This window comes from Acinetobacter sp. YH12069, assembly GCF_013419675.1.
Classification (GTDB): Bacteria; Pseudomonadota; Gammaproteobacteria; order Pseudomonadales; family Moraxellaceae; genus Acinetobacter; species Acinetobacter amyesii.
The window spans coordinates 153,021-172,825 of sequence record NZ_VOZS01000002.1; the positions used below are offsets into that span (position 1 = coordinate 153,021).

Below are 19,805 nucleotides of genomic sequence, written 5' to 3' on the forward strand. Positions count from 1 at the left end.
AAAATGTTCACCTCATTTTTTATTGTATACTCTCTACTTTAACGCTTAATTTTTTAGGACAGTTTCCATGCGCGCGAGTCGCTTTTTATTTGCAACGTTAAGAGAAACCCCAAACGATGCTGAAGTTATTTCACATCAGCTTATGCTTCGTGCCGGGATGATTCGTAAATTGGCTTCAGGTTTATACACTTGGCTGCCGATGGGCGTTCGCGTATTAAATAAAGTTGAAGCGATTATCCGCGAAGAGATGGATCGTGCTGGTTCACTTCAAGTCCTGATGCCTGTCACTCAACCTGCATCTTTATGGGAAGAATCAGGTCGTTTCGTACAATATGGTCCAGAACTTTTACGTTTTAAAGACCGTCATAACAATGACTTTGTACTTGGCCCTACACATGAAGAAGTAATTACAGATCTTGCTCGCAATGAGTTGAAAAGCTATAAGCAATTACCTGCAAACTTCTACCAAGTACAAACCAAATTCCGTGACGAAATTCGCCCTCGTTTCGGTGTGATGCGTTCACGTGAATTCATCATGAAAGATGCTTATTCTTTCCATGTAGACCAAGCCTCGTTACAAGAAACCTATGACAACATGTATGCAGCTTACTGCAAAATTTTCACTCGTTTAGGTTTAAATTTCCGTCCAGTTCAAGCGGATACAGGTTCAATTGGTGGTTCGGGTTCACATGAATTCCACGTACTTGCTTCTAGCGGTGAAGATGACATCGCATTCTCTACAGAGTCAGATTATGCTGCTAACGTAGAAATGGCTGAAGCCGTACTAGTTGGTGAACGTGCTGCTCCGACTAAAGCACTTGAAATTATTGATACACCAAATCAAAAAACCATTGCTGATGTTTCTGAATTTCTTAAATCAGACCCTGCTCAATCTGTAAAAGCATTGTTGGTTCAAGGTGTTGCTGAAGAAGGTAAAGCTGCGCCAGTGGTTGCTTTATTCCTACGTGGCGACCATGAACTAAATGAAATTAAAGCTGAAAAACACCCGTTAATTGCTGCTCCATTGGCCTTTGCAACTGAAGCACAATTGGCTGACTTAGGTTTAACTGCTGGTTTCTGTGGCCCTCAAGGCTTAACCGAAAAAGGCATTACAGTTATTGTTGACCGTGCAGCGTCTGTACTTTCAGACTTTGTTGCTGGTGCAAACCAAGTTGATAAACATGCTGTAGGTGTAAACTGGGAACGTGATGCACAATACACCGAAGTTTATGACCTTCGTAATGTTGTTGAAGGTGACCCTTCTCCAGACGGTCAAGGTACAATCTTGATTAAACGTGGTATCGAAGTTGGTCATATCTTCCAGTTGGGTCAAAAATACTCTGAAGCGCTTGGCTGTAAAGTTTTAGGTGAAGATGGCAAACCTCTCGTTGTGACTATGGGTTGCTACGGTATTGGTGTAACCCGTGTTGTTGCTTCTGCAATTGAACAAAACTTCGATGACAAAGGGATTATTTGGCCGTCTGCAATTGCTCCTTTCGAAGTTGCTATTGTGCCAATGAATGCGCATAAATCACCGCGCACGTTAGAAGCAGCTGAAGCACTGTATGCAGAATTAACTGCTGCTGGTTATGATGTTCTTCTAGATGATCGTAATGAACGTCCAGGTGTTAAATTCTCTGATATCGAGTTAACAGGTATTCCACACCGTATCGTTATTGGTGAGAAAGGTTTGGATGCTGGTACATTTGAGTACAAAGGTCGCCGTGATGAAGAATCAAGCAACCTCAGTAAAGAAGACCTTTTAGCGAAAATTGCAAAATAATTTGCGCTAAATATAAAAAAATCCCGCTAAGTGCGGGATTTTTTTATATTAAATACTTTAAGCCTTAACAGAATTTCAGCCCGCCGAAGCAGTTAGAACGAAACTCCTGTCCAGAAAGTTTTAAATTGTTTAATGGGAAATCAATTAATGACGGGTTTTTAATTTCTTTAACATCTAAAGCCGAACCTGCAACACAACCAAAGATTAAATCTCCACAATTACGAACATTGGTACTTAAGTCATGGTTAATTCCAGCGATCGTTTGTTTCAACACTTCATCCGTAATCGCCACTTTATCTGAAGGTGTAATACTCCCCAAATCGACCTCATCTTCCATCGCCAACCACCAACCTCTTTCTGCTGCAACTGCAGCACCAGGCCAGAGTATTTTTTGAGCTTGTAAGGATAACGAAGCAGGGTTATTTAGATAAAGTGCATGGATCAAACCTAAACTTTGATTTACCGTAATATCGGTTTGTAGTCCAGTAAGATAGCCTGTTACGTCTTTATTCAAATTAATATTTAACCCAAGTAGAGAGATCTGAGCTTCTAATGGACCACTAAAATCTAGACGATCAACTGTACCTGTGCCTTTTAATACCGCAATATTATCCTTAATTCTATTCCCGCTCACGACAGTGGCTGGAATTGTAAAAGGTGCTGTGGTTGATTTTAAATTAAAAGAATAATTATCTGATTTGTAGTGAAGCGGTAGATCAACTTCAGCACCAAATAATGTCCCCTTAACTGCCCCTTCAATGTATTGCTGCGTAGAAGCATAGTCCATCACACGCTCGGCAGTTGTTGCAACACCCGCAGACGCTTTGGTTTTCATATACCCACTAAAGGTGTTGATACCATTGGGTGTATTACTATTTTCTGTACCTAATGTCATTAACCCAGAAATTTTTTCAGCGCTCAGACGAAAGCCCATCACTTCACGAGTTGCAGCTGATTTGGGATCTTTAATTGCAATTTCGATAAAAGGATTGGTCAACAAAGCAGAAGTTGCCGCACGTTCATCAGACGTATAATTGCTATTTACAGGCAATCCACTCAATGAAATATGATCGATATCAATATCACAAGCACCTGAGCCATTTGCACCACCACAACCCAATTGCAGCTTTTTAATATTGGCATTGAGCTCCATTTCAGCTTCTAAACCAAGCTTATAAAAGCCGACATTGGATTGGTCTACGGCTTGTCCACTCTCATCCACAGAATTATACCCCTGCGTATATTCCATGGAGAGTAATGCTTGACCATCAACTTTTGATAAGCTTTCATCATCTAAAGCCATCATTGCATGAGATAAGCTACTCATCGCAAATGTCGAGAAGATCAAACCTCTGATTAACTTCTTTTTCATAACAAATTCCCTGTTCGTTATTTTATTTATTTGTTATTGATTTAATATTATTAGCGTGGAGTAATCCCCATGGTGCTTCGCATTGTTCCACCGGTTAGGGCTATATCCGCCATCTTTTGCATATTGCCATTTGTTAACATCGATACTTCTGCACGAAACGCTTTAGACATATTATTGGTTGGATTGAATTTCACCTGATTATCAAACTCTACCGAATCTTGTTTCATTTTAATTCGAGCATCAAAACCTAGATCGCCCTGCATTTTATTAATATTGATACTTGAAGCTGAAACGACACCGCTGGCATTTACATCTTCATTCATCAAACTTAAATAGCTTCCCATAACTTTTTGATCTTTCTTTTCAGCATCTGTTAATGCTTTAAATTCAAAGCTTCCACGAAAAGATAAATAATTATTTTCTGCACTGTCATTTAGGCCCGGTACTATAAATAGCTCACCTTTACCATCAAGTTTAAACGCAATATTCGTCAACACATCATCACGTTTAGAGAAATTATCTAAAGGTACTGTAGTCCCACATTTGGCAGAAGCTGTAGTCGCACAGTTATAGGTTGAACCCGGAAGTTGACCAATCGCTAACTCGGCATTAGCTGCAATCAATAAATTATCTGCACGTACATAGATGCCATCATTTTCATAACCAATCACACCATCAGATTGAATAAGGGCATTGATGTTTCGTAAGCCTGCATAATAATTGACTTCTTGACCATTAATACCTTTTTTACCATCAATCAAAATAATGGAAGTTGTACTTGGTGTTCCTGTTTTTTTATCAACACCATAACCATCTGTGCTCATTACAAGGTTATAGCCAATACCTGATTTTTCAGCCGCATTTTTATAACTGTATTTTTTCTCTGATAATGCAACATTGGCATTCATATTATAAATCGGGATACCAATCCCCCAACTATTGTCATTACTTGCAATTGCAGCAATTGAGTTATCAGAAATAAATCGTGCGGTACGCGCGATGGACTGAAAATCCATACCACGAATCGCCACTAGTGCAAAATTTCCGCCCGCCGTTTGATTTGACAAGTTTTGGGTTAAAACATTATTGGTTAAACCTAATGTCGCTTTTAATTTCTCATTTACCAGAAAATCAAGGCTTTTTGCTTGAATGGTATTGATATAAATATCGCCAAAATCAATATAGGCATTTTTATCAGCGACTAAAGACGTTAAGTTAGAAAACTCAATGGCATAACTACCTATGCCCGTATGGCCAATTTCTAAGGTTGTCGGTGCTTGACCTGCAACAAGGCTAGGATCATCCTTTGAAGTGAAATCTGCGCGCACACCTAAATGTAAACCACCTGAGCCAACGGACTCATATCCTGAAGCTTTCGTTGCTAGACCAAAATCTTTAATTCCGTCTTGATTAGCATTTAAGGCAACTCGTGCATTGGTGACAGCACCCGATGCTCCCATACGAATTAAATTCCGCTGCGCACCACCATCAGTACCATAGCGTAGATCAATATTCACTCCAGGGTTTGTTGCATCACTACGTGAACTATGAACATCTGATGTATCTTTTACTCGTCCAAGGTTAATCGTATGGTCTTTGCTTCCCGTTGATTTTGTGGTGAGGACAATACCTTCATCTGCTGCGATATACATATAACCTGAACCCGCAAAGTTAAAGTTAAAATCCTTTAACGTTACGCTATGTCCATTCATCCCATGACTAATACTGGCATTTTGCAATTGAAATTCCATATAAGCCGCATCATTACGGTTAAATAGACCATTGCTGGTTTCAAGTAATACTTTTAAAGGTGAAGTTGTTGCAATCGTAAGCGAACCTAAGTTTTGCGCAGGCGTTTGGCACGTCGTACCTTGACAGAGCAGCATAATATTTTGTGCAACAGCCGTAAATGGGCTGACACTGGCTGCAATACGCATACCTACACCTGCATCCGTCGTCCCCACATCAAAATCTAATTTTGATCTAATGGTACTTTGTCCAACGCCATCTATTTGTACATTGTGCAAACCCATTTTCATCTTATTTTGGTCGGTTGGGTCAACCCAATTTAATTGATCGACTTTGACTCTAGAAACTTCATGGGTAATCGAAATACCATCTTGGCCAGTAACTGCACCCAAGCTTTCGTCGGTCATTGCTTCAAAAGCATAGGTGTGTTGAGCAAGTAAAATACTGGTTGCGAGTGCCGTCAAAGTTGTTATTTTTTTCATCACTATATCCTTATATTCAGTCACAGCTGATTAACAGCGACCTGCACCATTTCCAGAGCAGTTAAAACTGAAGATGTTTAACTTTCCACTCATGTGCATGTTGCCATGCACATTAACACCCATAAATCCTTGTTCTGAACCACGATCAAAATCAGGCACAGCTAAAGTTGAAGTTGTTCCATCAGCTTTCTTTTCGGTATAGGTCGTATAAGTACTGGTATTCTCATAACCTTCCTTACCTGTCGTACCTGTTTCCACCGCCAACGTAGAAAAGCCTAAATTCCTGATTTTTAATGGCTTGTCATCATAAAATGTTAACTGCATAGCCGTTTGCGGATTACCTTCACGATTGATAATCGTCACACCATCTAGTGAAAATTGATCGATCTGTAACGTTCCTTGAAACTGTTTAAACACCAACCATTTCTTATTACCATTTGCATCCACATGATTATTGGGTGCAAGTGCTAAGCGACAAAACTCATTGGATGAACATTGATATCCATAAAAAGCTTGAGTCGTTTTACCATTCGCATCCATGATAGAAATGTTGTTTTTCGACATATCATTGGCGTATTGATGGTTTAATGAAAGCGTCCAACTCAAATCTGCTCCCCCTTGACCGGTTGCAGCAGTAAGTTCGCTATTATCCATCGACACTAAACCTGCATGAGTTTGTGTCAGTGCAGCACAAACAACAGCGCATAAAATTTTATACATGTAATTTCTCCTACAGCCCTGTTGTTCTTATTTTTAAGTGCTGAATCAAGACGCCATCTATGGCAACAGATCCTAAGTTCGTGCTTTGTCCATTGACACCTTTAAAAACCACACCTGTCGCCGTATCCGTACTTTTTGCATTCAACAGATTACCAGGCAAGCGCTCTACTGTACCGATCGCAATGCTACTGTGTGTTGCATTACGTCCTTGATATAGTGCTGTCGCATCTGAAGAGTTTGCTTTTAACTCCGTGCCACAACTATAGACGTTACAGGTTGATCCTTTAAAGTCTGAGGCATTTAAACCCGATGTACCTGTGGTATTACCAGCGATATCCGTATAGTAAGTATAAATTTTACTGTAAATAGAAGGTACATTTGGAATACGTGTCACTTCCAAAATAATATTTCGACCTTCTGAACCCACAATAAAGGGCTGATACATATTTCCTAAAACTAAATTGATATTTGGGCTATATAAATATAGACCTTCAGTTTCATGAAAGATTGGAGCTGCAGATCGATCCATCGCTGGTGTCGCTGCTGTTCCATCATCCAATTCAGGGCGTGCAGCTGTACTGATACGCATGCCGCGAGCATCCAAATCTCCATCATTGATACTCAGTGACTCAGCACGATCATTGGTATTAATACGAATTAAACTGGCTAAACCTAAGGTTTGGTTGTAATTTGTATTTGTAGATTTTAGGGTTTGAAAAATTCGAACTTGTGATCCATTAAAACTCAGGCCATTCGCAACAATTTGAGTACGTAAACGATAGTCTTTATCTAAGCCGCTAGTCGGCGCACCGGTAATCGGATCAACAACATTGCTTGAATTCAACGACCGTGAAAATACATCCATCCACAAACCAAGCTTGATGTTGTTAGATGCATCATCTGCCGCAATTTTCTTTAATGGTGCCTCAATCGCTAAGTAACCAACATTCCCCTTATTATCTTTCGCAAATTGTTCAACATCTTGATTACCCGCATGGAAAAGCCATGGGTTTTCTGCTGTACCCCAATTAAATCCTTGGTCTGTATAGCGCGTTGCTAATGAACTTTTTCCATTTTTATCTTTGCTATTGGACAGGGCTAAGCCATATATAAATACATCTGCTTTCGATCTGAGGCTCGATACGGTCGCAGTCGAGGCAATTTGTTTTGCTGTAATTTCAGCATTTTTCTTCACCGTTGCTAATGCTGAATCACTCGCCTTTTGAGCTTCAAGCTTGGCATAGTCCGTTGCCAACTGATTGAGGGTTTCTGCAGCTTTGGCATTTAACTGAGCATCTTTTGTTGGATCAATAAGATTTGAACGTGTAATTTTTCCTGAGACATAATTTTTATAAAACGTAGACCCAGTAGGTAAATTACCCGTACTATTGTTACCGTATAGTAACTCAATCATTTCATAGGTATTTTTTAAAGCAGCAGCTTGAGACTTTTCTTTTAACCACGGTGTAATTGATTCTTTCGTTGTACCATCATCTTCTAATTTCAAACCAGACGATGAACCATCATAATAATCTGCATAACGCTGATCGTAATATGCCTTCATCGTTGGTGATTCAAGATAAGACTGTACTAATCGGCCACGATATTCTGTTGAATATGTTGCTATGGTTTCATTGGTAATACGTGTAGCATTATTGGTCTCATAGGTGCTTTTAGAACTTAAGAAAGTGGAGTCATAAACACCGTTATAGCCCGTAACTCGGCCTTGCTGATAGGCATCAACATATGCAGCTTTATAGATTTTATCGTAAGCACGCTGGCCTAATTGTTCATAGTTTTCACCTGTAGGAATAATCCGAATAAAACCTGTATCGCTTTTCCCTGGATCAACCATACCAGACGCATAACTAGAAGCCGTAGAACGGTCATTTGGCCCTTGAAAGACCATTTTGAAATTTTCTAAAGTGAGTGCAACACCTTCACCTGTTGTGGCTGAAAGTGCTTCATCTGATAAATCTTGAAGCGCATAAACAGATGGTGCAGCAAACATGCTGACTGCGGCTGCTAAGCAACTCTGGCGGAATAACTTAGCCTGGGTGAATTGAGTCATCTCGACCTTCCTTTTATCAGATGCTCTGCATCTCTCTTATATTTATTCCTGAGAACTGGCTTTGATGTTATTGTCCATTTATTCCTTAAATGGAGACTTGTGATAGACCAGTCACTTAACTTTTTATTATGCTGAATAATTACTCAATTGCAAAAACTTCCCCACCGAATGGTCTATTTTCCGATGAATGACCCAACAAAAAAGCGGGCTAATTCGCCCGCTTTTTTTAAACTAAATCCGAAGGATTAAGCTTTCGGTAAAGTCACACCGGTTTGACCTTGGTATTTACCACCACGGTCTTTATAAGAGGTTTCACACACTTCGTCTGATTCAAAGAACAACATTTGTGCGACACCTTCACCCGCGTAAATACGTGCAGGCAAGTTGGTTGTATTCGAAAATTCTAAAGTCACGTGACCTTCCCACTCTGGTTCAAGAGGCGTCACATTGACAATAATACCGCAGCGAGCATAGGTTGATTTACCCAAACAAACGGTTAACACATTACGTGGAATACGGAAATATTCGACTGTACGTGCTAGTGCAAACGAGTTTGGCGGAATGATACAAACGTCTGATTCGATATCAATAAAGCTTTTATCGTCAAAGTTTTTAGGGTCAACAATTGCTGAATGAACATTGGTAAAGACTTTAAATTCACGAGCACAGCGCACGTCATAACCATAGCTCGACACGCCATACGAAATAAGCTTTTCGCCATTTTCATCATAACGGACTTGGTTTTCTGCATACGGTTCAATCATGCCGTGTTTTTCGCTCATTTCGCGAATCCAACGATCAGACTTAATAGCCATTTATCTCTATCCAAAAACTTAAATCAATTATTGCGTGGTACTTTAACTGAAATCCAACTTAATGAAAATAAGCTTTGCCGAACTAAGCGGATTTAGTCATTTTCAAATCAATTTAAAGTTTTAAAATCGCAGAATAACTCAGTGGTATCGAAAAACTAACCAAGACCAATGACGCTGTTCGTTGTAAATTGGCTTGATTGAGCCAACTAATTTTATTCGATGCCAAAACTGAACCAAGAAAGGTCCAAAAGAATGCTATTGGAACGATCAACAACAAAAAAATTAGCATGTGAGCTACATAATACTGCGCATTTTGCCAAGCCAATGCAGGAAAAATCGCAGATGCGAATAATAATGCTTTGGGGTTTAATAACGTCGCAACAAAAAGTTCGCGTGCACGAATGCCCTTTTGATTAAAATTTTCAGCAACAGTTGCTGTACGCCATAATCGCATAGCCAAAAATAGAATATAGCCAGCACTAAACAATTTCAAAATGGTCGGCAATAAAGGTAGATATACGGAAATTTTACCGATGAGAAAACCCCATAGGCTAATCGAAATAAGATAACCAAAGGCTTCCGCTGGAATGAGTCGGAATGATTTACGTAGCCCAACTTGAATACCCGAAGATGCGAGTAGCGTATTGGTTGGTCCCGGCGTTAACAAAATACTGATAACTAGACCAATAAAAAACCATGAAATCATACTTTGACCTCAAACTTAATCCGCGAAGATTAATTCAGTTGTTTCGTATTAGCAAAATAAAAAATAGAAATGCTTATAAAAAACTCCTTATTTAATTATAAATTCAGTAACTTAAATAGAAAAACAAAACCTTAGCTGAACAGTCATTCAGAGCACCTTACAATTCAAAGAAATATCTTGAACTTATATTTATAAAAGAAATTTCACATGATTCCATGTATACCCTACAGTTTTTACACGTAACAAAATATTATTAAAATAAACGATATAGCTCCATGCCATTCTTACGCATAACCATTATTTATTGGAGACTAAAAAATAAAAAAAAAATACTTTTCAAAAATAATTGATTAAGTTATGTTCAATTGAGTAGTGGAAATTAAAATTAAAACTCATCAAATCAATATTCAAAATTTATGTGTAAAAGGACGTTTCTATGAACCAATGGACAAAACTCACGTTACTCTCGGTTACTTTGGCGTGTATTACTGCTTGCTCAAATGATCAATCTACTTCAAAAAATACCACGGAAGGAAAAAGCGCAGAAACTGCTACATCTGACAAACTTCAAACCAAGTTCGTAACCATTGCAACTGGCGGAGCATCAGGACCTTACAATGTGATTGGGACGAGTCTTGCAGAAATTTATAACAAAACTTTTGGTGTAAATTCTAAGACTCAGACTACAGGTGCATCAGTCGAAAACTTAAACCTTCTCAAACAGAATAAAGTTGAAATGGCATTTGTTATGAGTGACAGCTTAACAGAAGCACTGAACGGAGCAGGAAGTTTCGCAAATGGTAAAGTTGAGAATGTCAGCCAAGTCGCAGCGCTTTATCCCAACTACGTACAAATCGTAACCTCTAAAAAATCAGGGATCAAAAATATCGAAGATTTGAAAGGTAAACGTATCGCTGTAGGTGCACAAAATTCAGGTGTAGAAGTAAATGCACGTACACTGTTGAATGGTTTTGGAATCACCTATAAAGATATTAAAGTTGATTATTTAGGCTATGCTGAAGCCGCTGATGCTTTAAAAGGTGGCAAGCTTGATGCAGCATTCCTGACTAGTGGCATTCCAAATTCATCACTCATGGAACTTCAACAAAGCTTTGATCTACAGTTAGTTTCAATCAATGCAGATAAAGTCAAAGAAATAGCTAAAGATCAAAGTTATTTCTTACCGATGATTATTCCAAAAGGCACATATGGCAATACTGCGGACATTCAAACTGCCGCAATTAAAAATGCATTAGTTGTTCGCACAGATATATCGGATGATGATGTCTACAAACTAACAAAAACTTTCTTTGACAGTTTGCCTCAATTGGCAACTTCACACCAAGCAGCAACAGAAATCACGCTTGAAGGTGCTCAACAAGGCCTTGTAGCGCCTCTACATCCAGGCGCGAAACGCTACTATGATGAAGTGGCTAAAAAATAATAAGCTTCAAAAAAATGCAGTTTATACTGCATTTTTTATATTGTTCTTCTTAATCTATGCTAGCTATCCAACACTGTATACGCAGGTTAGAGTTGAAACTGATATATGCAAAATTTCAACTGATCAATTTGATTTACAGTGGAAGCATTCAGTAGAAAAGACGGCTTGGTCTGAACAATATCAGCGTCAAAAGAATAAGTTTTTACTGCGCCACACCGATTTGATTTCATTTGGTGCAGGTACACCCTCAAATTATCCCATTGAGTTTCAAAAAAATGGTGTGATTAGAATGCGGGTCAATCAAAATATAGATGAAATCAACTGGGTGATTTCTAGAAATATGCAAGGCACGATCCTCGCTGACCAAAAAATTTGGTCTATTTTTCAAAGTTACCCAGACTATAGTTTGGTCAACATCTCGGTTCAATATCAACCCAAATGGAAGTCTTGGTGGATTGGAGAATGCCTATGAATTCCAAAGAAGATAAAGTTGTATTAGAACAACTCGATGAGAAACAACAACAAGCCATATTAGAAAAATTTGATCGGGAATCTGTTACTCGAATCAATATGAGCAAATCTGTTACCTACTTTGTTGCATTTGTAGCGATCTTTTATTCATTATTTCATTTATTTATTACGTTTAATCCTTTACCTGAGTTAATACAGCGTGCAGCCCATGTCGCTATTGGCCTAGCACTCATTTTCTTACTCTATCCAGCTCGTCAAGCAAGCTCCCGGCAGCATATTTCACTTCTCGATTGGTTCTTGGCTTTGCTTTCCATCTTCAGTTTTTTATATTTATGGAAAGAATATCAATCTATTATGACCACTCGAGGTGGTATTCCAAATACCTTAGATATCGCGTTTGCAATTATGAGTGTGGTATTAGTCATAGAAGCAACTCGCCGGGTCATGGGGTGGATGCTGCCCATTTTAAGTTTAATTTTCCTGACCTATACATTTATCAGTCACTTTGATTGGTTGCCAGATCGATTAATTACTCGCCCTTATACCATCAGCGACATTTTCGGACATATGTATTTAAAAACCGAAGGCTTATATTCTTCGGCAATTGGTGCATCCGTCACTTTTATTTTCTTATTTATCCTTTTTGGTGCTTTTCTTGCAAAATCAGGTATGGGGAAATTGTTCAATGATCTTGCCATGGCATTGGCGGGTCATAAACAAGGTGGTCCTGCCAAAGTTGCTGTAATTTCAAGTGGATTTATGGGCAGTATTAATGGAACTGCTGTTGCCAATGTTGTTGGCACAGGCTCATTTACCATTCCATTGATGAAAAAAATTGGTTATCACAAGAATTTTGCTGGTGCCGTTGAAGCCAGTGCATCCGTCGGTGGACAAATTTTGCCGCCAGTCATGGGTGCGAGTGCCTTCATTATGGCCGAAACAACTGGCGTGAGTTATGGCACGATTGCACTAGCCGCATTATTACCTGCCTTATTGTATTACCTTGGCGTCATGGCTCAAGTTCATTTCCGTGCGGGTAAAGATGATCTGAAAGGCGTACCTAAAGCTGATTTACCTAAAGTAAAAGAAGTTCTAAAAGAGCGTGGACATTTACTTATTCCAATTTTGGCACTGGTCTTTTTCTTATTTCAAAATATTCCTGTGAGCTATGCTGCTGTCTACACCATCGTCCTGACCATCTTTGTAGCAGCTTTAAGAAAATCAACACGAATGGGTGTAAAAGATATTTTAGATGCGCTCGTTGATGGAGCCAAACAATCATTATCTGTGATGGCTGCTTGTGCTGTCGTTGGTATTATTATCGGCGTAGTAAGTCTGACAAGTTTTGGTTCAGTAATGACTTCTTCAATTATGAGTTTAGGTGCAGGTAGTCTCTTTCTCACTTTATTTTTAACCATGATTGCATCGATGATTTTAGGCATGGGGCTTCCATCTATTCCGGCCTATATCATTACTGCCACCATGGCAGCACCAGCACTCGCAAACTTTGATATCCCTGTATTAGTCGCGCATATGTTTGTGTTCTATTTTGGTTTATTTGCAAACATCACCCCACCAGTTGCCCTTGCCGCCTTTGCGGGCGCAGGAATTGCAGGCGGTGATCCAATGCGCACTGGGTTTCAGGCCTTAAAACTATCTCTTGCTGGTTTTATTGTTCCATTTTTATTCGTTTATAACCCTGCCATGCTGATGATTGATACCACCAATGTTGCAGTCAATGCTCGAGAATTTGCCTTTCCTGCATGGACAACTATAGTGAGTATTACTGTCACTTCAGTGATAGGAATTCTCGCTTTAGGCTCCGCAGTTGAAGGTTATTTCAAGACTTATCTCAACTGGTTCTGGCGTATTTTTTTAGGTGTGGGTGCGCTGTGTATGATTATTCCAGAAACCATTACAGATATTGTAGGCATTATCATGGTCATCATCGCAATTACGGTGAATATTATCACTGCTAAACGTAAAGCAAACCCGTCTCTTTCCTCCTAAAAAACCAATTAAAAAGCCCGGTAATTACCGGGCTTTTTAATTTCTTAGACTAAGGCGTACCCTCATTTGATGGGTGGGTTTTAATGACTTCAAATAATATTTAAAATTATTTGTTCCTCTATATTTTTTCAATGCTAAGCCCCTTGTAACAGAGGACATTTGGCAAAAAATCTAAGACACAATGCGTTTGTACAGTTACTGCCGTTCAAAGAATTGATCCTAGCCAAAATAATAGAAATATCGTGAAAGCTATTTTGTAAAAACTAAGTACAAACGCGACATCCTTTGATATGCCTCAAGAATTTTATCCTTGGCAGACGGCTTATAATCGCAGGAAAAATAAGAAATTGTGCAAATCGTTTTTTAGATGTGTAATTCATAGACATCGTTGAATGTCTAAAGTTCAGTACTCATAATTTTCAAACACTCCCAATACCACGTTATAAAAAATCTGGCACGAGGCCAGATTTTAATACGATCAACTTAAATTTCAGTTCACCCTTAGAAAATACGGTTTTTATCTTTTTCAGCCTGAGGTAATGCATCTGCAACTTTTTGTGCAATCGCCATGTAGCTTTCAGCAGCATCATCACCTGCTATCACAGATGGTTTCCCTGCATCGGCATTTTCACGAATTTGTACATTCAGCGGTAAACGACCTAAGAGCGGAATGTCGTATTGGGCTGAAAGTTGGTCGCCACCACCTGTACCAAAGATTTGCTCTTCATGCCCACAGTTCGAACAGATGTGAGTCGACATATTTTCAACCACGCCCATCACGGGAATATGTACACGATTAAACAACTCAATGCCTTTGGTCGCATCCATTAATGCAACGTTTTGTGGTGTCGTCACAATCACAGCACCTGTCACCGGTATACGCTGTGCAAGCGTCAACTGAATATCACCTGTGCCTGGTGGCATATCAATGACCAATACATCCAGATCAGGCCATAAAGTTTGGTTAAAGAGCTGCATTAACGCCCCTGTCGCTTTCGGCCCACGCCAAGCCACTGGCTTATTGTTATCCCCAGTTAAGTGACCAATTGAAAGCACAGCCATACCATATGCTTCAATAGGAACAAATTGCTCAGCTTCAATCATCGGCGTGCGGCCTGCATTGCCGAGCATCGTTGGAATACTTGGACCATAGATGTCTGCATCTAATACCCCAACCTTTAAACCCAGCTGTTGTAATGCGAGCGCCAAGTTCACAGTGGTGGTCGATTTACCCACACCGCCTTTACCAGATGACACCAAAATGACATTTTTAATGCGTGGATGTTTCGGTACATCACGTTGTTGTGGAGCGGCTTTTTGAATCGGTGGGTTATTCGGATCAACTTCAGCAGGTACTTCAGGTGTTTTCGCAGACGCATCCACAACTGGAGGTAACTGACTTTTTGCTGTTGAACTATCAGCTTTTTCTTGGCTAGAACAGCTTTCGCCTTCTGCATGATGATGACCACAACCACCTTCAGATTTATGCCCTGTTTTTTGTTGAATCACATGCATATTCAGTTCGTTAATGCCGCATTTTTCCAACGCATCAGCCAAATCATCATGGATTTTTTGTAAGTCATCGGCTTCTGAAGGAAAGGTATTAATCGTGATCTGTAAGATCTGACCTTGCACATTCACCTGAGTAATACGGTCTTTTAAGGCATTATTCGAATTGGGAAGTACATAGTTTTGTAAAACCTGTTGGATTTCCTCCTCTTTCACCTCTTGGGAGGGTGAAAACACAGATTTTAGAGAAGAAAGCCACGACATTATGTTGTCTCCAAACAGGAACATCAAAAGATAATAGCGATAGTTTACCTGTTCATCTGCCACAGAGTAAGAGGGAGATGAATGACTTATCCCTATAAGCTTATAAAGTTGAGTAATTTAGTCAGCTTTCAAACAAGTTTTCAAACGTGCGACACTTAAAATGCCCTTGTAGTTGATCTATGCGGTTAAACCAATGCAATTAAATTTTAAATTGATTACATTTCAACCATACATTTACAGCGTAATTTCAGTCTATATTTCAATCGTTTCAACAAAATAATCATAGCGATGGATGTGCCATTCAACGGCACATTTTGTGCTTTTAATTTTAAAAATGGGGAAGACTATGTATAAGAAGTCTGTGTATAAAACGACTTTATGTGCCTTGATGCTCCTGACTTCAGCAGCCTATGCAGAAATTGCGACTGAAGCCATTCAAACACCTGACCGACAAACTGTGGCGATTGGTGATAGCCTCGATCTCATGCGCTCGCGTATGCAAGCTTCTCCGATGAAAATGCTGTCTTATCCGCTGCAAGAGAAAAATCAACCTGCAAAACTAGCAGTAGATTACACCTATGAAATTGCTAATATGCGCTACGTGATTACCGTAGTCGATGATCAAGTCAAAAATATTAAGACTGAAAATTTAGATGGATTAAAACAATGAATCCTAAAAAAGCCGCTCAAGATAGAGCGGCTTTTTTCATCAGACCCAATTAAGCTTGATCATCTTTTTTAAACTTATGCAGTGTGTCAGTGGCTTTCTTTTTTAACTCATCAAATTTCTCTGTAGCCTGCACTTTTAGTTCATCAAATTTTTCCACAGCCTCATGTTTAAGTTCGGCTGCTTTGACTTTGGCTTCATCAAACTTATGACTCGCTTCTGCTTTTAACTGCTCTAGACGGTCTTTGGTTTCTGCATGCTGTTCTGCATGTTCATGTTTGGCCTCATTTAAGGCTTTTTCACCCTCAAGCTTGAGTTCTTCAACTTTATGCTTTGCACCATCGAGTGCTTTTTCGCCTTCTAGTTGCGCCTCTTTGGCCTTGAGTTGTATGTCATCACCGAGTTCTGATGCTTTATTTTTTAAATCATTTAATGTGTTTTCTGTTGTCATCTCGCTCACCCTGTTCGCAGTTATTGTCTAACAATAGTTATAACGCGATTTGAAGCAGATACCTGAAATAGATGCATTTAGAAACAAATCAACCACAGGAAAACGCCATGTGATTGCCTATTTTCACAATGGTTTAATGAAAATTTGTATGGTTATTTTTTCTAAGCTTTTAATTTTAAAGGATGATGTTATGAAAAGAGACCAACGCCATTCCGATGCATTGATCTCTTGAAATTAAACTTATTTGCTGACCGTACTCATAAAGCTCACTGCGGAAAACAGCCAAATAAACAGGATGAAACTCCGTCCCTGATTAAAATGCGCGACATCGGTACCATGCAAAATATTATGGCGGGTCATCGCTACGGTAGAGCTGCTATCCATTTGATAGGCCGCCAATTCGGCAAAATACGGATTCAACTCATTGGCAATTTTAGATTTGTGCCAAAGGCTTTTAATTTCACTGCCTTTAAGTCCCGGTACAATTTTATAGACATCGACAAATTTAGTGCCGTTTTGATTTAAGAAACCGGTTTGAATCAAGACGTCCGTCAAAATACCTTCAAGCTGTGCATATAACACAGGGATACAGCCTGCATGAATATTTAATTTATACAGTTTAAACGCATCTAAAAGTACCTGACGGCGCGCTGCTTTATGTTCACCAATATTCAAAGCATCAAAGGCTTTCAACATTTCAGTTTGGAAAAACTCGCTATTGATGACATTCAGAAAATCAAAGTCTGCATCATTTTCATGTTGATGAAGCAGTTGCCAAAAATACAATAAATTTAAAGCATCATTCGCTACTTTCATTTCTACCGGCTGATCTAATTCATCGGCCAAAATATCGAAGTAAGGCTCATCTTGTGCCAAATGACGCAGGGTTTGAATCAGTAAGGCATGTTCATCTGCTGAAATCTGTTCTAAATATTGCTGCGCATCTTTGATAATGTGATGCCCCAATTTATGACGCTGTTCATTTTGAGGAATACGAGTGATTGGCTGATCGTCTTCATAGTCATCTTCATACATGGGCTTGTTACTCTTAGGCATCACAGTTATGCCCTATTATCACTGTAATTGTGTCAGCAATATAGATTTTTTTACTTTTGCAAAGATTTCACCTATTCCCTTGTGCAAGTACTGGCTATCTCATGTAAAATTACAGCCCATTGCATAAATACGAATGAGAGAGTCATATCCGTGCGTAATATTTTAGTTACTAACGCCCTTCCATACGCGAATGGCCCAATTCATATGGGTCATTTACTCGGTTATATCCAAGCTGATATTTGGGTTCGTGCCATGCGTGCAATGGGTCATAACGTGACTTATGTATGTGCGGATGATGCTCACGGCACAGCGATTATGCTACGTGCGGAAGCCAATGGTATTTCGCCTGAACAGCAAATTGCCAATGTGCAAAAAGAACATGAACGTGACTTTGCTGGCTTTAGAGTTGACTTTGACCATTACGACTCAACTAATAGCCCTGAAAACCAAGCACGCGCTTCAGAGATTTACATTAAGAACCGTGAAGCGGACAACATTGCTGTACGCCCTGTGACGCAATTGTTTGACCCTGAAAAAGCAATGTTCTTGTCGGATCGTTTCATTAAAGGTACATGCCCGAAATGTAAAGCGGAAGACCAATACGGCGACTCATGTGAAGTGTGTGGTACAACATACAACGCAACTGAATTGTTGAATCCAAAATCGACTTTAAGCGGTGCGACACCTGTAGAGAAATCTTCAGATCACTACTTCTTTAAGCTACCGAATTTTGGTGATTACCTACAAAAATGGACACGTGACGAAGGTCGTCTGCCTGTGTCGATTGCCAACAAACTCGATGAATGGTTTGAAGCAGGTCTGTCTGATTGGGACATCTCACGTGATGCGCCTTACTTCGGTTTTGAAATTCCAGATGCGCCAAACAAATACTTCTACGTTTGGGTTGATGCGCCAATTGGCTATATGTCGAGCTTTGAAAACTACATCAAGACTAAACGTCCTGACCTAAGCTTTGAAGACTACTGGAAAAAAGATTCTAAAAATGAGGTGTATCACTTCATTGGTAAAGACATCGTTTACTTCCACGCGTTGTTCTGGCCTGCAATGCTTGAAGGTGCAAACTACCGCACCCCAACAAGCTTATTCGTCAACGGTTTCTTGACTGTAAACGGTCAAAAGATGTCTAAATCTCGCGGTACGTTCATTAAAGCGGAAACGTATCTTGAGCATTTGAACCCTGAATACTTACGTTACTACTTCGCATCTAAACTTTCTGACAAAGTTGAAGATTCTGACTTGAACCTTGATGATTTCGTTCAAAAAGTGAATTCAGACCTTGTTGGTAAAGTGGTAAACATCGCTAGCCGTTGTGCGAAATTCATCAATACTAAGTTTGATAACAAACTTTCTGCAACGTGTGCTGAGCCTGAATTGGTACAAAGCTTTATTGATGCAGGTGCTTCAATCGCAGCGCAATACGAAGCACGTGAATTCTCTGCAGCCATCCGTGAAATCATGGCGCTTGCAGATAAAGCCAACCAATACATCGACGAGAAAAAGCCTTGGGCACTTGCGAAAATTGAAGGCGAGGAACAGCAAGTTCATGATGTATGTTCTGTTGGTATTAACTTGTTCCGTCAATTGGCGGTTTACCTTGCACCAGTACTTCCTACATTGGCAGCAGAAGTTCAGAGCTTCTTAAAATTAGAATCTTTCGACTTTGCTTCTGGTAAAACGATTTTGGTGGATCATGAAATTGCTCAATTCCAACCATTGATGCAACGTGTAGATCCAAAAGCTGTTGCTGCAATGGTCGATGCATCTAAAGATTCTTTAGCGGCACCTGCGGAAGCACCAAAAGCGGAAAAGAAAAAAGAGAAAAAAGCTGTCGAGAAGAAGCCTGAGCCTAAAGTAGGTGAAGCTGAAATTATTGGCATTGAAGACTTTATGAAAGTTGACTTACGTGTAGCGGAAGTTTTAGAAGCTGCTCACGTTGAAGGTTCTGACAAACTGCTTCAATTGACTTTAAATGTCGGCGAAGCTGAGCCACGTAACGTGTTTAGCGGTATTCGTGAGTTCTACCAACCTGAAGACTTAAAAGGCAAATTAGTGGTGATGGTGGCTAACCTTGCACCACGTAAGATGCGTTTTGGTATTTCTAACGGTATGGTTTTAGCTGCGGGTAATGGCGAAGGTGTTTGGGTTATTTCACCTGAAACTGGTGCTAAAGCTGGTGATAAAGTTTCTTAATTTTTTAGATTAAGATAAGAAAAG

At 39.6% G+C, this 19,805-nt stretch carries 15 protein-coding genes; 6 read left to right on the plus strand and 9 right to left on the minus strand.

Going from position 1 to position 19,805, the window contains the following annotated elements; genetic code table 11:
- Positions 1 to 67: 67 nt before the first annotated feature.
- Positions 68 to 1,783 carry a proline--tRNA ligase gene (locus tag FTU16_RS00905; RefSeq protein ID WP_180162498.1) on the plus strand — a complete coding sequence of 572 codons (1,716 nt, stop codon included), beginning with the start codon at positions 68 to 70 and terminating at the stop codon, positions 1,781 to 1,783.
- A 64-nt stretch (positions 1,784 to 1,847) separates the two neighbouring features.
- Here FTU16_RS00905 and FTU16_RS00910 read toward each other — a convergent pair whose 3' ends face one another.
- The 6 genes from FTU16_RS00910 to FTU16_RS00935 form a co-directional block, all read right to left on the minus strand.
- Positions 1,848 to 3,155: a hypothetical protein gene (locus FTU16_RS00910; protein ID WP_180009837.1), complete on the minus strand. Its 1,308-nt coding sequence runs from the start codon at positions 3,153 to 3,155 to the stop codon at positions 1,848 to 1,850.
- A gap of 50 nt (positions 3,156 to 3,205) precedes the next feature.
- Positions 3,206 to 5,386 carry a DUF6160 family protein gene (locus FTU16_RS00915; protein WP_180162499.1) on the minus strand — a complete coding sequence of 727 codons (2,181 nt, stop codon included), beginning with the start codon at positions 5,384 to 5,386 and terminating at the stop codon, positions 3,206 to 3,208.
- Between the two features lie 30 nt (positions 5,387 to 5,416).
- Entirely contained in the window at positions 5,417 to 6,106 is a 690-nt protein-coding gene (locus FTU16_RS00920; protein WP_180162500.1) for a hypothetical protein, read from the minus strand.
- 10 nt (positions 6,107 to 6,116) lie between these two features.
- Complete coding sequence (locus tag FTU16_RS00925) at positions 6,117 to 8,177, minus strand: hypothetical protein (protein WP_180162501.1); 2,061 nt, start codon at positions 8,175 to 8,177, stop codon at positions 6,117 to 6,119.
- A 245-nt stretch (positions 8,178 to 8,422) separates the two neighbouring features.
- A complete protein-coding gene (dcd, locus tag FTU16_RS00930; protein WP_005008040.1) occupies positions 8,423 to 8,992 on the minus strand; it encodes a dCTP deaminase in 570 nt (189 codons plus the stop codon).
- A 112-nt stretch (positions 8,993 to 9,104) separates the two neighbouring features.
- Positions 9,105 to 9,698 (minus strand): LysE family translocator, encoded by a 594-nt coding sequence (locus tag FTU16_RS00935; protein WP_180023160.1) that lies wholly within the window; start codon positions 9,696 to 9,698, stop codon positions 9,105 to 9,107.
- A gap of 436 nt (positions 9,699 to 10,134) precedes the next feature.
- On the opposite strand from FTU16_RS00935, the gene FTU16_RS00940 reads away from it, so the two are divergent.
- Genes FTU16_RS00940 through FTU16_RS00950 form a run of 3 tightly spaced genes read left to right on the plus strand, consistent with a single transcriptional unit; the run spans position 10,135 to position 13,623 of the window.
- A complete protein-coding gene (locus tag FTU16_RS00940; RefSeq protein WP_067764588.1) occupies positions 10,135 to 11,142 on the plus strand; it encodes a TAXI family TRAP transporter solute-binding subunit in 1,008 nt (335 codons plus the stop codon).
- A complete protein-coding gene (locus FTU16_RS00945; RefSeq protein ID WP_227591861.1) occupies positions 11,120 to 11,614 on the plus strand; it encodes a DUF1850 domain-containing protein in 495 nt (164 codons plus the stop codon). The genes FTU16_RS00940 and FTU16_RS00945 overlap by 23 nt, the downstream gene beginning before the upstream one ends.
- Positions 11,611 to 13,623: a TRAP transporter permease gene (locus FTU16_RS00950; RefSeq protein ID WP_067764590.1), complete on the plus strand. Its 2,013-nt coding sequence runs from the start codon at positions 11,611 to 11,613 to the stop codon at positions 13,621 to 13,623. Before FTU16_RS00945 ends, FTU16_RS00950 begins: the two co-directional genes overlap by 4 nt.
- A 501-nt stretch (positions 13,624 to 14,124) precedes the next feature.
- On the opposite strand, the gene apbC is transcribed toward FTU16_RS00950, so the two are convergent.
- Positions 14,125 to 15,396 carry an iron-sulfur cluster carrier protein ApbC gene (apbC, locus tag FTU16_RS00955; protein WP_180162502.1) on the minus strand — a complete coding sequence of 424 codons (1,272 nt, stop codon included), beginning with the start codon at positions 15,394 to 15,396 and terminating at the stop codon, positions 14,125 to 14,127.
- 346 nt (positions 15,397 to 15,742) lie between these two features.
- Here apbC and FTU16_RS00960 point away from each other — a divergent pair, with 346 nt between their 5' ends.
- Positions 15,743 to 16,066, plus strand: a complete 324-nt coding sequence (locus tag FTU16_RS00960) for a hypothetical protein (protein ID WP_180007519.1) — start codon at positions 15,743 to 15,745, stop codon at positions 16,064 to 16,066.
- 49 nt (positions 16,067 to 16,115) lie between these two features.
- Here the strand turns inward: FTU16_RS00960 and FTU16_RS00965 are convergent, their stop codons facing one another.
- Together FTU16_RS00965 and FTU16_RS00970 are read right to left on the minus strand one after the other, a co-directional pair.
- Positions 16,116 to 16,514: a hypothetical protein gene (locus tag FTU16_RS00965; protein WP_180162503.1), complete on the minus strand. Its 399-nt coding sequence runs from the start codon at positions 16,512 to 16,514 to the stop codon at positions 16,116 to 16,118.
- Positions 16,515 to 16,754: 240 nt separating this feature from the next.
- Complete coding sequence (locus FTU16_RS00970; RefSeq protein ID WP_180021465.1) at positions 16,755 to 17,549, minus strand: hypothetical protein; 795 nt, start codon at positions 17,547 to 17,549, stop codon at positions 16,755 to 16,757.
- Positions 17,550 to 17,720: 171 nt separating this feature from the next.
- Between FTU16_RS00970 and metG the strand changes: the two genes are divergently transcribed.
- The gene (gene metG, locus FTU16_RS00975) at positions 17,721 to 19,781 is read left to right on the plus strand and encodes a methionine--tRNA ligase (protein WP_180162504.1); all 2,061 of its coding nucleotides are present in this window, start codon (positions 17,721 to 17,723) and stop codon (positions 19,779 to 19,781) included.
- The last annotated feature ends 24 nt before the right edge of the window (positions 19,782 to 19,805 follow it).